This window comes from Klebsiella sp. CSG-1 (genome assembly GCF_056521145.1).
In genome coordinates this window covers 261683-276829 of sequence record NZ_JBWNLD010000004.1, presented here as the reverse complement: position 1 = coordinate 276829, position 15147 = coordinate 261683, and the positions used below count along the sequence as shown (strand labels likewise).

Here is a 15147-nt window from a genome sequence, read left to right as displayed (position 1 = left end):
GCGGGCGACGGGGTTTAAACAATCGCTTGACCTGCTTACCCGGATAACGGCGTCGCGCCGCTGTCCGGGCAGCGTCGCGAATGATTAGCCGTTCACCCACGCCAGCGTAAACCCATCCCAGCCTTTACTGCCTACCGTTTGCAGCGCCGTGACCGTCAGACGCGGATCGTCGGCCATCATCTCGATAAAGCGTCGCACCCCCTGCACGCGATCGTCCTCGCTGTGCGGGTTCGCCACCTCGCCGTCGCGCACCACGTTATCGCCGATAATCAATGTTCCCGCTCGGGAATAGCGCAAGGCCCAGCGTAAATAGTCGGGGTTACTGGGTTTGTCGGCATCAATAAAAATCAGATCAAAAGGCGGGCGATCGCCGAGGGATTCGAGGGTCTGCAGCGCCGGACCTTCCCGCAGCGTGACCTGCTTATCGACCCCTGTCAGGCGCAGATTTTCTCGGTCCACCGCGGCATGGTGCGGATCGGCCTCCAGGGTCAGCAGCTCGCCATCTTCCGGCAGCTCACGAGCCATCCAGATGGTGCTGTATCCGCCGAGTGTACCGATTTCCAGCACCCGCTGCGCCCGCACCATGCGCACCAGCAGCGCCAGAAACTGCCCCTGATTCGCGGCGACGTCAAAAGCGGGCAGCCCGGCGCGCTGATTGTTCGCCAGCACCTGGCTGAGCAGCGGATCGTGGGGAATTAAAGTATCAATCAGATAACTGTCTACGGCAGACCATTGTTGTTGCATAGGCGATTTCCCGCGTTACGTCCCTGATGAGTCAGACCAGCCGCCTCCCAGCGACCGGTATAAATCCACCTGCGCCAGCAGCAGATTGTTTTTCACCTGCACAACGCTAATCTGCGTAGCGAACAGCGTGCGCTGGGCGTCCAGTACGTCAAGATAGGAGGAGTAGCCGTTACGGTAGCGATTCTGCGCAATGCGCAAGGTTTCCTGCGCCACCTCCTGTTGACTGAGGAGTTCATTTAACTGCTCGCCATAGCGGGCGATGGCATCAAGACTGTCATTCACTTCCTGAAACGCGCCGCGCACCGTCTTCTCATAACCGTACAGCGCCTGGTTGCGCTGCGCCATCGACACATCCACCTGCGCATTGAGCGCCTGGCGGTTGAGCAACGGGGCGAGAATACTGCCGCCAAGGCTCCACAGCCGCAGCGGGTTATCGAGCAGGTCCGGCAGCGTCCGATCCTGCAGGCTACCGGTGGCGGTCAAATTGATCGACGGCAGGAGCTGCGCCTGCGATGAGGCGAGCGTGGCATCGGCGGCAATCAGCTGCCGCTGGGCCTGAACGATATCCGGACGGCGGTTCAGCAGCGTGGAGGGCAGCTGGGACGGCAGTGCGAGCGGCGTCAGTCGGGCGAAATCCTGACGCTGAATGCTGCCAGGGTTGCTGCCGGTCAGGACGCTCAGGGCGTTCTCTTGCTGAGCTATCTGGTGCTGAAGCGGCGGGATCTGCGAGCGCGTTGAACGCAGTTCGGAATCTGCCTGCATCAGCTCCAGGCGCGAAGTATAGCCGGTCTCAAACTGACGTTTAGCCAGGTTGTACGCGTCCTGGCGCGATTTCAGCGTCTGCCGGGTGACCCGCAGCTGTTCATCCAGCGAGAGCAGCGTCAGATACCCCGCGGCCACCGAAGTGGCGACGGTGAGATCGGCGGCGGCGGCGGCGGCTTTTTGCGCCTCCAGACTCGCCTGCGCGGCGCTGGCCGCGCTGCGGTTGGCGCCCCAGATATCCACATCATAGCTGGCGGTTAATCCGCCTTTGTAGACCGTGCTGTGCACGGGCAGGCCGGTTGCGGCGGACTGCGCCCGCGCGCGGGAGCCGGTCAATGAGGCATCCAGCGCTGGAAAGAGGGTGCTGTCGGCGGCGTAGGCCCGGGCCTGATACTCATTGACCCGTTCACGGGCGATCAGGACATCGCTGTTGTAGCGTAGCGCCTGGTCGACATAGCGATTGAGCTGGCTGTCGTGAAAGTTGCGCCACCATACGCCTTCCACCGGGCTGGTCGGCCCGACAGCGGCACGCCAGGCGGCCGGGATCTGTAATGACGGCCCGGCCCGCTGAACGTCCGCCGATTGACAGCCGATCAGGACCAGGGCCAGCGCGAGAGTCAGCGGGCGGATCATGGCTGCGCTCCCTCGCGTGTATCGATGGTGACCTGCACCGACATCCCCGGGCGCAGTCGCGAACTGTTCTTCTGTCCGTCATTCACGGCAATGCGTACCGGAATGCGCTGGGCGATTTTGACGAAGTTGCCGGTGGCGTTATCCGGGGAGATGGCGCTGAACTCAACGCCGGTCGCCGGCGAGATACTCTGTACGGTACCGCTGAATGTTTCGCCGTTCAGCGCATCAACGCTAAAGGTGGTGGGCTGGCCGATGCGAATTTGTGCCAGCTGGGTCTCTTTCATATTGGCGATCACCCAATGCTGCGGCGGCACCAGCGAGGTTAAGTGGGTACCGGCGCTAACGTAGGCGCCGAGGCGCACGGATATTTGTCCGAGCTGACCGGCGGTGGGGGCGACAATGCGCGTGTTGTTCAGATCGATTTCCGCCAGCTCCAGCGCCGCGCCGGCGCTGGCGACGTCGGCGGCCAGCGCATCGCGGTTTACGATGGTTGATTGCAGATCCTGGCGCGACATTTCCAGCGTTGCTTTTGCCTGTTCGATATCGGCGGAACCTTGCGCCGCGCTGGCCCGGGCAGAATCGCGTTCGCGAATGGACAGTGAACCGTCGGCTGTCAAATCCTGCACGCGTTTTAAATCCGCCTGGTTTTTCTGGTTCTGCGCGCGGGCGTTTTGCAGCGCCGCTTCGTTACGCTGAATGACCGCCTCGGCACTTTTGCGCTGCTGCAGGTTATTTTTCAGCGCCGCCTGTTTCATCGCCAGCGTCGCCTGCGCCTGGTGAACGCGCTGTTTATAGATACGGTCATCAATCTGGAACAGCACCTGTCCCGGTTTGACATTATCAAAATCCTGCACGTTGACGGCGGTGACATAGCCACTGACCTGCGGACTGATAAAGGTGGTCTGTCCGCGCACATAGGCGTTATCGGTGAACTGACTGTGCCGGGTAAACGGCGGCAGTTGCCAGGCGTACAAAATCGCCAGTACGCCGATAAGGCCGATGGCGGCGGCGGTAAAAATAGATACCACGCGGATATTATTGCGGGTGTTGGCCTGTTGCCTGGCCGCATCCTGCTGACTCATAACGACTCCAGAGTAAAAATTATCAATGTTATTTGCTGCCCGTCGCGCGTTTCAGCGCGATACGGGCGGTAACACGCAGTCTTATCAACCGCCAGAACACCCAGATCAGCGTCCCGGCGGAAATCGCCGCGGTCAGAAGATAGGTGTCATTGTAGGCAAGAATATTGGCCTGCAGCGTCGCGGCGTTTTGCAGTAGCGTGCTGGCCTGCACGTTCAGCAGGGTGCTGTCGCCAATCTGGCTTTGGTACAGCTGGCTGTACTGCTGCAGGCGCTCGGTAATTAACGGGTTCAGGGTGGTGAGCTGATCGGCCAACTGACTGGAGTGGAACTTCTCACGCCAGGTCTGGAAGGTGCCGAGAATAGCCGAACCCAGCAGGCCGCCGATATTCTGGCTCATGCCAAACAGCACCGAAAAACTGACCAGGTTGCGCGGGTCGGCAATGACGCCGCCGATCCCGGCGAGCATCGCCGGAGCGAGGAAAAAGGCGCTGCCGAAGCCGAGTAAGAACTGGCTGAACATCAGCTGCTCCGGGCGAGTCAGGATGGTGGACTGACTGTCGAGCAGCGAGGCTATCATAATGCAGGCCAGCGCGGTGGCGATCGGCCAGTAGAGCCGCTGCGGATTGAGGGTCAGACAGCTGGCGACAATCCCGCTGAGGATGCCGGCGAAAATCGACCAGGCCAGGGTGCCCATCTGTTCGTTTTGCAGCCCCGCATACTGTAGCCAGCCGATAACCCCGGTATTTTGCTCCGCCAGGACGATGCGAATAAGCAGCATAATCAGCCCCAGGCGCAGGATACTGCCGCTGGAAAGCCAATGCGTATTGAGCAGCGGGTTGCTGCGGTTGTGCTCAAAAACAATGGCCGAGACAATTAACACCACCGCGCCCGCCAGCGACCAGCCAATCCACGGGGCTTCAAACCACCAGTCGAGACGGCCAAGCGACAGGACCGCGCAGACCAGCGCCATCCCAGGCGCCAGCAACATGAAGGTAATGAAATCCTTTTTCTCGAACACCTTTTTCCGATCGCTGGGCGGCAGCTTGAGCACGATAACGCAGGCAAGGGAGATCAGCGCCAGCCCCAGTTCGAAGAAGTAGAGTCCGCGCCATTCGTCAAGCTGTAACAGTTCGGTGGAGAACAGGCGGGCAATGGGGATCGCCAGAGAAGAGCCGGTAATACCAATCGTCAACGCTTTCAAACGATGGCGAGCGGGCCACGCCTGCACCTGATAATAGATACCCAAAGAACTGAGCGCTGCCGCCACCATGCCGTGGGCGGCGCGGACCATCATCGCCGAGCTGAGATCGTTGACGAAGAGGTGGAAAAAGGTCACCAGCACATAGAGCACGAGGAAGCCTTCGGTAAAGGCGCGCAGGCCAAACTGCTGGCGGAATTTCACCAGCAGCAGGTTAATCGACACGTTGGTCATCACGTACACTGCGGGCAGCCAGGCGATTTCGGTGGACCACGCGGCAAAGGTCCCCTGCAGGTTTTGCAGGTTGGCGGTCACGACCGCATTACCCAGCGCGCCGGTCAGGCACACCAGCAGCCCGACGATACCATAGGCGATGCGCTTCGGAGGACTGTGAATCGGCGTGGACGGCGAGCCGAGCAGCGCGGGTTTCTCATGCGGCGCCCAGTCATGAGGGCGATAGGGATTACTCTCGCGGCGCGGCATTATTTTTTCTCCAGCTCGCGCAGCAGTTTTTCCAGCACCCGCTGAGTGTGCTCGCGCTCCTCGGCGCTGATGGAACTGAGGATCTCTTCACGCAGGGCGTCGGCCACGGTTTTGACCTGTTGATAGACCTCAAGCCCCTTCTCAGTGGCGACCAGCAGCCGTTTGCGTTTATCGCGCTCGGTGATAACCCGCTCGACCAGCCCCAGCCCGACAAGGCGATTGACCAGTGGAACGATGGTGGCGCTTTCCACGCCCAGTTCCTGGGCCAGCTCAATTTGCGACAGCGGCTCGGCGTTGCGGGCAATGGCCGCCACCGCGACCCAGCTGGCCTGACTCATTCCGAGGTCTTTCAGCCGGCGATTGACCGCCAGCCGCCAGTGGTGGCCCGTGAGATACAACAAATGGGAAAAGGTAAGCTGGCGGTTATCCATAGTCTTCTTCGTATCCGATCCTGACAAAATCATTAGAGCTCTAACGATTCTATTCCTGATGGAAAACCAAATTCAAGGGCAGATGCTAAAAAGTTGTTAACACTACCTGCGCTTATCAGGGGGGGAGACGTCACAACCAGACACGCAGGGAGGGGGAGGAACGGACCGGGAAAGGGCGCGGCTGGTGGCATGCCCGGGCGCGGGCAAAAAAAAGCCCGGGCTATAGCCCGGGCGGTGATTGCGGCATCCTTAACCTGGATAGATACCGCGATCTTTACGCGCCATCAGAATGCGTTCACAGGCGACGATATAGGCTGCGGTACGCAGAGAGCACTCTTTGTCCGCGGCCTTCTCGCAAACGTGAATGATCGCGTCAGTCATGATGCGGTCCATCTTGGCGTTGATCTCTTCTTCGCTCCAGAAGAAGCTCGCCATGTCCTGGACCCATTCGAAGTAGCTGACGGTCACGCCGCCGGCGTTACAGATAACGTCAGGAACCACGACGACGCCGCGTTCGGCAAGGACATCATCCGCTTCCGGATAGGTCGGGCCGTTCGCTCCTTCCAGCACCAGCTTACAGGTCAGTTTTTCCGCGCGCTCGCGAGTGATCTGGCCCTCCAGCGCGGCAGGGATCAGAATGTCCATCTGGGTGGTCCAGAAGGCATCTTTGTCGATTTCACGGGCGCCCGGGAAACCGGCAATCTGTTTCTTCTCAGCCTGCCATGCTGTCAGGGCGGCCATATCAATGCCCCCTTCGTTATACAGGGTGGCGGTGTGGTCCTGAATCACCACGATCCGCGCGCCCACTTCGGCGAACAGGCGTGCGGCTTCGCTACCGACGTTACCGAAACCTTGCAGCGCCACTTTCGCGCCTTCAATTTCAATTCCGGAACGACCGGCGACTTCACGGCCGGTAATAAAGACGCCGCGCCCGGTCGCTTTTTCACGTCCCAGCGAACCGCCGAGGTGAATCGGCTTGCCGGTCACCACGCCGGTAATGGTGGTGCCATGGTTCATGGAGTAGGTATCCATCATCCACGCCATCACTTTACCGTTGGTGCCGACGTCCGGGGCCGGAATATCTTTCTGCGGCCCGATAATCAGACCGATTTCGCTGGTATAGCGGCGGGTCAGACGTTCCAGCTCGCCTTCTGACAGGCTGAACGGGTCGACGCGAACGCCGCCTTTGGCGCCGCCGTATGGAATATTGACCGCGGCGCACTTAATGGTCATCCAGGCAGAAAGTGCCATCACTTCGTTCAGGTCAACGTCTGGATGGTAGCGAACACCACCTTTACCCGGTCCACGCGATAGATTGTGCTGTACGCGGTAACCTTCAAAGTGGCGGATGGTGCCATCATCCATCTGCACCGGAATGTCGACAATCAGCGCGCGTTTGGGGTGACGCAGAGTTTCCACCCAGTAGGCGAGATCGCCCAGATAAGGCGCGACGCGGTCGATCTGGCGCAGGTAGGTTGTCCATGGAGATGTACTACTTTCAGATGCGTAAGATAACTTTTCCATAAGAGTCCTGTTCTCAATGTTATTTATGTCGTGTGAAACCGTGGAATAGGTACAGCAGTAAACTCTGTGCAATGAATGTTATCACCAATTTTATAAACCGGTATTTGACGGGCATTCCGAATTTTAAATTTTTGTTAGAAATTTGGTTTTTTGATTGCATAACTACGCACCGAAAAACGCGGTCATGTTGTGCATTTGTATGCATATTTTATGCACTTTAGTGAATGGTAAAATAATTTTTTCATATTTATCATTATCTTGATGATCTTCAAAAAGTGAATAAAATGACAGTTCCGGTATTGACTTTGTTACGCGACAGGGCCCAGCATGAGGGCACGCAATACACAAGGTATTAACTGAGAGTTAACAAATACCCATAAATATAAAAAGGCTTTGTTTTATTGTGGTGAATTTGCCTTCATCGCAACGGGCTCGTTCGCCCGTAAAACAAGGAGCGGGGAATTGTTAATGTCGACTCACCATGATTGGCCCACTGAATAATGCCAATATTCGTTCCGGAGAATTGTTATGTCAGGCTCTATGACTCGTGAAGATTTTAATTCTTACATGGTTCCCTGTTTTGCCCCTGCGCCCTTTATTCCAGTGAAGGCGGCGGGCTCGAAAGTCTGGGATCAGCAGGGTAAAGAATATATCGATTTAGCGGGCGGTATTGCCGTTAACTCTCTCGGGCACACCCATCCGGCGCTGGTTGCGGCGCTGAAATCTCAGCTTGATAACCTCTGGCATATCGGCAACGGCTACACCAATGAACCGGTGCTGCAGCTGGCGAAAACGCTGGTGGAGTCGACCTTTGCCGATAAGGTGTTCTTCTGTAACTCCGGGGCGGAAGCCAATGAAGCGGCGCTGAAACTGGCGCGAAAATATGCCCACGATAAGTCCGGCGGCGAAAAAAGCGAAATCATCGCCTTCCAGAACGCTTTCCACGGCCGCACGCTGTTTACCGTGACGGTTGGCGGGCAGCCGAAATACTCATGCGATTATGCGCCGCTGCCGCAGGATATTACCCATCTGCCCTATAACGATATCGCGGCGGTCAAAGCGGCAATATCGGACCGCACCTGCGCGGTGATCGTCGAACCGATTATCGGCGAAGGCGGCGTGATGCCTGCCGACCCGGCGTTCCTGCAGGCGCTGCGCGAACTGTGCGACCAGCACGATGCGGCGCTGATTTTTGACGAGGTCCAGACCGGCGCCGGACGTACCGGCACGCTGTATGCCTACCAGCACTACAACGTGGTGCCGGATATTCTCACCAGCGCTAAAGGACTCGGCGGCGGTTTCCCGATCGGGGCGATGCTGGCCAAAGAGGCCTGGGCTCAGGTTTTCCAGCCAGGCACCCACGGCACCACCTTCGGCGGCAATCCGCTGGCGGCGACGGTCGCCAATACCGTTCTGGCACAGCTGGATGACCAGCTGCTGGCCGGCGTCGCCCGGCGGCATGACCTTATCGTCGAGAAGCTGAATGCGCTGAACGCCCGCTACGATCTCTTTAGTGCGGTACGCGGTATGGGGCTGCTGATCGGCGCGGAGCTGGCCAGCCATCTGCGCGGCCAGGCCAAAACCCTGACCAATCTGGCAGCGGAAGAGGGTCTCATTGCGCTGATTGCCGGTCCCGATGTTCTGCGCTTTGCACCGGCGCTCAATATTCCGCTGGCGGACATTGAGGACGCTTTCGTGCGCCTTGAACGCGCCGTCGCCCGCCTGACGCGCTAATCGGGAGACGGTTTATGATGCTATTTCGTCCCGTTCGGCAAGATGACCTCGACGATATTATCCGCCTCGCGTCGCGGGCGGGGGTCGGCATGACCTCGTTACCCAACGACCCCGCGCGGCTGGCCGCGCGGATCCAGCGCAGCGTCGAGACCTTTGCCGGTAAGCTGCCGCGCGGCCAGCAGGGCTTCCTCTTTGTGCTGGAAGATACCCGCCTGGCGCGGGTCGTGGGGGTCAGCGCCATTGAAGTCGCCGTGGGCCTCGATGAGCCGTTTTATAATTTCCGCCTGCAGCGTACCGTCCGCGCCTCGAAAGAGCTGGGGGTATATAAAAATCAGGAGTTGCTGAACCTCAGCTACGACCATACCGGACACAGCGAGCTGTGCACGCTGTTCCTTGACCCGGAATATCAGAAAAACCGTAATGGTCTGTTTTTGTCGAAGGCGCGCTTCCTGTTTATCGCCGCCTTCAGAGAGCTGTTTTCACCGCATCTGTTTGCTGAATTGCGCGGGCGTAGCGATGAGCAGGGCAATTCCCCCTTCTGGGACGCGCTGGGCCATCACTTTTTCGACATTCCGTTTGCCGATGCCGACCGGCTGACCGGTACGGGAATGAAAACCTTTATTGCCGAACTGATGCCGGCGTACCCGATTTACGTGTCGCTGCTGCCGGATGACGCCCGCGAAGCGATAGGCCAGGTGCATGCCAATACCTCGCCGGCGCGGGCGATTCTCGAGAAAGAGGGATTCAGCTGGCGCGGTTCGGTCGACATTTTTGATGCCGGCCCGGTACTGGAAGCCGAAACTGACGCCATCAGGGCCATCAGCGAGAGCCAGTTTATTCCGGCCATGCAGCTGATGACGGAGCGCTCGACGCCGCTTATCGTCGCCAACAACCAGTTCGAACAGTTCCGCGCGGTATTGATATCGCCGGACGATCAACCGCAACTTAATCAGGCCGCGCTGGACGCACTGGCGGTGAATGAAACCGACCGGGTTCATGCGGTGACTTTACATCCGGAGGCAAGAACATCATGGCGATAAATGCACAGTTAATCGCAGGGCAGTGGCAGCAGGGGAGCGGCGCAACGCTGACCAAACTGGCTCCGGAAGATCAATCCGTCCTGTGGCAGGCGGCCAGCGCCGGTGCGGCGGAGGTGCAGGCGGCCTGCGCGGCGGCGCGCGGCGCATTCTATGCCTGGTCCCACCGACCGCTGGCGGAGCGCATCGCCTGCATTCAGCGATTTGCGGCCCTGCTGGAAGCGCAAAAAGAGGCGCTGGCGACGCTTATCTCCCGGGAAACCAGCAAGCCGCTGTGGGAAACCCGGACCGAAGTGCAGGCGATGATTGGCAAAGCGGGCATCTCGATTGAAGCCTACAGCGAGCGTACCGGCCAGCGCGAAACGGCGATGCCGGACGGTAAAGCGCTGCTGCGCCACAAGCCGCACGGCGTGATGGCCGTTTTCGGCCCCTACAATTTCCCCGGTCACCTGCCGAACGGACACATTATTCCGGCGCTGATTGCCGGGAATACCGTGGTGTTTAAGCCGAGCGAGCTGACCCCCGCCACCGCCGAACTGACGGTGCAGCTGTGGCTGCAGGCCGGGATCCCGGACGGCGTTATCAACCTGATTCAAGGGGGGAAAGAGACCGGCCAGGCGTTGCTGGAAAACCGGGATATCGACGGCGTGCTGTTTACCGGCAGCGCTTCTACCGGGTTCCATTTCCATCGCTACCTCAGCGGCCAGCCGGAGAAAATGCTGGCGCTGGAGATGGGCGGCAACAACGCGCTGATCGTCGCCGACGTGATCGACAGCGACGCGGCGCTGAACGTGATTATTCAATCCGCCTTTATCTCTGCCGGACAGCGCTGCACCTGCGCGCGTCGGCTGCTGGTCAAACGCGGCGCCGAAGGCGATGCGCTGCTGCAGCGGCTGGTTGAGGCCAGCGCGAGGATTCGCAGCGGAAAATGGGACGCCGAACCACAGCCGTTTATGGGCGGAGTGATCTCGCTTCAGGCGGCGCAGGGGATGCTGGCGGCGCAGGACAAACTGGAAGAACTGGGCGGCAATATCCTGCTGCGCCTGCGTCAGCCGGATCCTCGCTCCACGGTCTTAACGCCGGGCATTATCGACGTCACCGGCCTGGATGTTCCCGATGAAGAGTACTTCGGCCCGCTGTTGACCGTGATCCGCTATGACACCTTTGATGAGGCGATCCGCATTGCTAACCACACCCGTTATGGGCTGGCCGCAGGGCTCATTTCCGCCGATCCGGCGCTGTTTGCACAGCTTGCCGACGAGGCACGCGCCGGGATCGTTAACTGGAACAAGCCGCTGACCGGCGCCTCCAGTAAAGCGCCTTTTGGCGGCGTGGGGGCTTCCGGCAACCATCGCGCTTCGGCGTGGTATGCCGCCGATTACTGCGCGTGGCCAATGGCCTCCCTGGTCAGCGAAACGCTGACGCTACCGGCGACCCTCTCGCCTGGCCTGTCATTCTGATAACGGATTCTGTGAGGACACCATGTCTGGTTTTGAAGCTAATTTTGACGGCCTGGTTGGGCCGACGCACCATTATGCCGGTCTCTCGGTCGGCAACGAAGCCTCGCAAAACAACCGCGACGGCTTATCCAACCCGAAGAAAGCGGCGCTGCAGGGGCTGTTTAAAATGAAAACCCTGGCCGATAAAGGCTTCGTTCAGGGTATTTTACCGCCGCAGCCGCGGCCGAATATTTCCGCTCTGCGCGGACTGGGTTTTCAGGGGAGCGATGCGCAGGTGATTCAGCAGGCCGCAGTCGAAGCGCCGCACCTGCTGTCCGCATTTAGCTCTGCGTCGTCGATGTGGACCGCTAACGCCGCCACGGTATCGCCTTCCGCCGACAGCGCCGACGGGAAGCTGCATTTCACGGTCGCCAACCTGAACAACAAGCTGCATCGTTCTCAGGAGGCGCCGACCACAGCGTCGATTCTGCGCGCCACCTTTGCCGATGAGACCCGTTTTAGCCACCACGACGCGCTGGCGCAGCATGGCGATTTAGGCGACGAAGGGGCGGCGAACCATAACCGCTTTTGCACCGACTATGGCCGCCAGGGGGTACAGTTTTTTGTCTACGGTAAGCGCGCCAGCGGCGGCGTGGCGCCGTCGAGATATCCGGCCCGCCAGACCCTCGAAGCCAGCCAGGCGATTGCGCGGCTGCATCGGCTGAATCCGGAATATACCGTATTCGCCCAGCAGGATCCGGCGGCCATCGACCACGGCGTGTTCCATAACGATGTGATTTCGGTCAGCAACCGCCACGTGCTGTTCCATCATCAGCATGCTTTTTTAAATCAGCAGGCGGTGCTGGACACGCTGCGGGAGAAAACCGCACGGCTGGATATCCCGTTTACCAGCGTCGAAGTGCCCCAGGCGCAGGTCAGTCTCGACGATACCGTGGCCTCCTATCTGTTCAACAGTCAGCTGCTCAGTAAAGCGGATGGTTCGATGCTGATCGTGGTGCCGGAAGAGTGTCGCCAGCGCAGTAATGTCTGGCAGTACCTGAATGAACTGGTCAGCAGCGGCGCTTCGCCGATCAACGAAGTGGCGGTCTTTGATCTGCGAGAAAGCATGCGTAACGGCGGCGGCCCGGCGTGCCTGCGCCTGCGTGTCGTGCTGAATCATGACGAACTGGCGGCGGTGAATCCACGTAGCCTGATGAATGACGAACGCTATCAGCAGTTGACCGGCTGGGTTGAAAAACATTACCGCGACCGTCTGCATGCCAGCGACCTCGGCGACCCGCAGCTGTTGAGCGAGGTTTACCAGGCCCTTGATGAACTGACGCAGATTTTAGGTCTGGGTTCGGTCTATGACTTCCAGCGCTAAGGGGCCGGGAATGGAAAATACAGTCAATGATTTACTCCACTGCAAGCTGAGCAGTTGGCCTTTTCCGGCGGCGATGGAGGCCAGTTGGTTAGCCGATGGCGTGCTGCAACTGCTGCCGCAGACGCCCTGGACGCAGGCTACGGTAGTGTCGGCGGGGATTCATGGCAACGAAACCGCGCCGATTGAGATCCTGCTGCAGATCATGCAGGCGCTGAGCGAGGGTAAACAGCCGCTCAGCCATGCGCTGCTGCTGGTGTTCGGCAATCTGCCGGCCATTCGCGCCGGTCGCCGCTATTTACATAACGACCTGAACCGCCTGTTCGGTGGGCGGCATTTCGCGGTGGCGCCGGGGAATGAGTCCCGGCGTGCGGCGGAGCTGGAGGGGGCGGTCGCGGCCTTCTTTGCGACCGCGGATCGCCAGGGCCAGGTGCGCCGTCTGCATCTGGATTTGCATACCGCGATACGCGGTTCGCGCTACCGCCAGTTTGCGCTGCTCCCGGCCCGCGAGGGCGAGTATGACGCCGGGTTTTACGCGCTGCTGCAGGCCAGCGATATGGATGCCATAGTGCGTCATACCGAACCGGGCGGCACCTTTACGCACTACACCAGCGAAAAATTCGGCGCGCAAAGTGCCACCCTGGAGCTGGGCAAGGTGCTGGCTTTTGGCGAAAACGACCTCCGTCTGTTTGCCGGGACCGACGCCACGGTGCGCGCGCTGATTGCCGACGCTGCGCTACCTGCGCGGACCAAAGCGCCGGCGGACTATTTTCTGGTGCAGGAGAGCATCATCAAGAGCGACAGCGATTTTACGCTCAACCTTGACCCGAAAATTGACAACTTCACCGCGCTGCCTGCCGGGTATGAAATTGCCCGCCAGCCGGATAAAACGTGGGTTGTTCCGGCTCACGCGCCGTACATCTTATTTCCGAATGCGGGAGTGGCAACCGGGCAACGCGCCGGTTTGTTGCTGAAGTCAGCCGCGCCATGCCTTTCTTTGCCTGCTTGAAGGAATCGACATGACTCAACATCAACGCGAGGGGCAGGTGAATCCTGCCATCGACGGGGAGTGCCCGTCGCAACTCAAACGCGGCCTTGGCGCCCGGCACATTCAGATGATTGCGCTGGGCGGCGCTATCGGCACCGGCCTGTTCATGGGGGCGGGAAGAAATATTGCGGTGGCGGGGACGTCAATCCTCGTGATTTATCTACTGGTGGGGTTTTTTACCTATATGGTGATGCGGGCTATGGGCGAGGTGCTGCTCACCCGGCTTGATTACCGTTCTTTCGCCGATTTCGTCGGCGATTATCTCGGTCCGCAGGCCAGCTTCTATTTAGGCTGGACCTACTGGCTGAGCTGGGTGGTGACCTGCATCGCCGATGTGGTGGTGTGCGGCAGCTATATGCAGTACTGGTTTCCGGAGATGTCAGCCTGGATGCCGGCGCTCAGCACCCTCGGCATTCTGTTCCTGTTCAATTTGCTGTCGGTCAAAATGTTCGGCGAGGCCGAATTCTGGTTTGCGCTGATCAAGGTCATTACGATTATTGCGCTGATCGTCACCGGCGCGTGGATGGTGGCGACCGGCTGGACCTCGCCTGATGGCGTGAAAGCTTCGCTGAGCCACATCACCGACCCGACGGTGTTTATGCCGCATGGCGTCACCGGCTTCTTTGCCGGTTTCCAGATAGCTATCTTCTCCTTTACCGGAATTGAGCTGCTCGGAACGATGACCGCCGAAACCCGTGACCCGCAGAAGATTTTACCGAAGGCGATTAACGCGCTGCCGCTGCGGATTATCATTTTTTATCTGCTCTCGATGGTGGTGATTATTGCCGTAGCTTCCTGGCCTGGCGTCTCGCCGGATGCCAGCCCCTTCGTGACACTGTTTGCTAATGCCGGGCTGCCGGCGGCGGCGGCGGTGATTAACTTTGTCGCGCTGACCTCGGCGATGTCATCGGCCAACAGCGGCGTCTACTCCAGTACCCGCATGCTGTACGGCCTGTCGGTAGAGAAACATGCCCACGGCCAGTTCCGCATTTTGTCGCGCACCACGCGTATTCCGGTGCGTAGCCTGCTGTTCTCCTGCTTCTGCATGCTCAGCGGTACGCTGCTGCTGTTCCTCGTGCCGAACGTGATGACGCTGTTCACCATTGTCTCGACGCTGGCGGCGATTATGGTGGTATTCAGCTGGGGGATGATTCTGGTGGCTTATCTGGTGTACCGCCGCAAGCGTCCGGATCTGCATCAGCAATCGATGTTTAAGATGCCGGCGGGGATTGTCATGAGCTGGATCAGCCTGCTGTTTTTCGCCTTCTCGATTTTTATCATGATCTTCGATCCGGATACGCTGAAAGCGCTGATGGCGACGCCGCTGTGGTTTGTGGCGCTGTGGTTGTTCTGGAAGATAAAACAGAAGCGGGAAGGGCAAACGCAGCTGGAGAAGCTGAACGCCTGACCTGACGCCGACAGCAGCAAGTCTGCTGTCGGCGTGGTCTTAGCCAATCATGACCTGCCCGCAGGCATCGTATTCCGTCTGCTGCCACAGAAGAGGGCGGCTGTCGACAAGCCCGCCGTTCCTGCCAGATACCCCCGCGACCGTCCTCAGCGCCTGTTATCGATCTTCGCGTGGCCAACATGATTATTAGCGAGCCTCTGCGCGTTAATGGCATCATTGCGGCCATGATTCGGGCGCAGGCCA

12 protein-coding genes are annotated in these 15147 nt (G+C 59.4%); 6 read left to right on the top strand and 6 right to left on the bottom strand.

Translation table 11 applies throughout. From position 1 onward, the window contains the following. Positions 1-84 precede the first annotated feature (84 nt). The 6 genes from AC007G_RS12275 to AC007G_RS12250 form a co-directional block, all read right to left on the bottom strand. Complete coding sequence (locus AC007G_RS12275; protein ID WP_479466602.1) at positions 85-744, bottom strand: O-methyltransferase; 660 nt, start codon at positions 742-744, stop codon at positions 85-87. Positions 745-759: 15 nt separating this feature from the next. Beyond that, positions 760-2139, bottom strand: a complete 1380-nt coding sequence (locus tag AC007G_RS12270; protein WP_032687960.1) for an efflux transporter outer membrane subunit — start codon at positions 2137-2139, stop codon at positions 760-762. Continuing rightward, positions 2136-3221, bottom strand: coding sequence for an HlyD family secretion protein (locus tag AC007G_RS12265; protein WP_032696322.1), 1086 nt, complete (start codon positions 3219-3221; stop codon positions 2136-2138). The genes AC007G_RS12270 and AC007G_RS12265 overlap by 4 nt, the downstream gene beginning before the upstream one ends. Positions 3222-3249: 28 nt before the next feature. Then, positions 3250-4902: an MFS transporter gene (locus tag AC007G_RS12260; RefSeq protein ID WP_032687958.1), complete on the bottom strand. Its 1653-nt coding sequence runs from the start codon at positions 4900-4902 to the stop codon at positions 3250-3252. Next, complete coding sequence (locus AC007G_RS12255) at positions 4902-5333, bottom strand: MarR family winged helix-turn-helix transcriptional regulator (protein WP_142631001.1); 432 nt, start codon at positions 5331-5333, stop codon at positions 4902-4904. The genes AC007G_RS12260 and AC007G_RS12255 overlap by 1 nt, the downstream gene beginning before the upstream one ends. 249 nt (positions 5334-5582) lie before the next feature. After that, the gene (locus AC007G_RS12250; protein ID WP_004861355.1) at positions 5583-6857 is read right to left on the bottom strand and encodes a Glu/Leu/Phe/Val family dehydrogenase; all 1275 of its coding nucleotides are present in this window, start codon (positions 6855-6857) and stop codon (positions 5583-5585) included. Between the two features lie 528 nt (positions 6858-7385). On the opposite strand from AC007G_RS12250, the gene AC007G_RS12245 reads away from it, so the two are divergent. The 6 genes from AC007G_RS12245 to AC007G_RS12220 are packed head-to-tail and all read left to right on the top strand — an operon-like array spanning position 7386 to position 14904. Beyond that, positions 7386-8591: a bifunctional succinylornithine transaminase/acetylornithine transaminase gene (locus AC007G_RS12245; RefSeq protein ID WP_032687954.1), complete on the top strand. Its 1206-nt coding sequence runs from the start codon at positions 7386-7388 to the stop codon at positions 8589-8591. Between the two features lie 17 nt (positions 8592-8608). Next, entirely contained in the window at positions 8609-9631 is a 1023-nt protein-coding gene (gene astA, locus AC007G_RS12240) for an arginine N-succinyltransferase (RefSeq protein WP_162180100.1), read from the top strand. Next, a complete protein-coding gene (astD, locus tag AC007G_RS12235) occupies positions 9622-11088 on the top strand; it encodes a succinylglutamate-semialdehyde dehydrogenase (RefSeq protein ID WP_142631003.1) in 1467 nt (488 codons plus the stop codon). Before astA ends, astD begins: the two co-directional genes overlap by 10 nt. Before the next feature lie 22 nt (positions 11089-11110). Further along, complete coding sequence (gene astB / locus AC007G_RS12230) at positions 11111-12451, top strand: N-succinylarginine dihydrolase (RefSeq protein ID WP_032687950.1); 1341 nt, start codon at positions 11111-11113, stop codon at positions 12449-12451. A 10-nt stretch (positions 12452-12461) separates the two neighbouring features. After that, the gene (gene astE / locus AC007G_RS12225; RefSeq protein WP_142631004.1) at positions 12462-13457 is read left to right on the top strand and encodes a succinylglutamate desuccinylase; all 996 of its coding nucleotides are present in this window, start codon (positions 12462-12464) and stop codon (positions 13455-13457) included. A gap of 10 nt (positions 13458-13467) precedes the next feature. Continuing rightward, complete coding sequence (locus AC007G_RS12220; protein WP_099001021.1) at positions 13468-14904, top strand: amino acid permease; 1437 nt, start codon at positions 13468-13470, stop codon at positions 14902-14904. Positions 14905-15147: the final 243 nt, after the last annotated feature.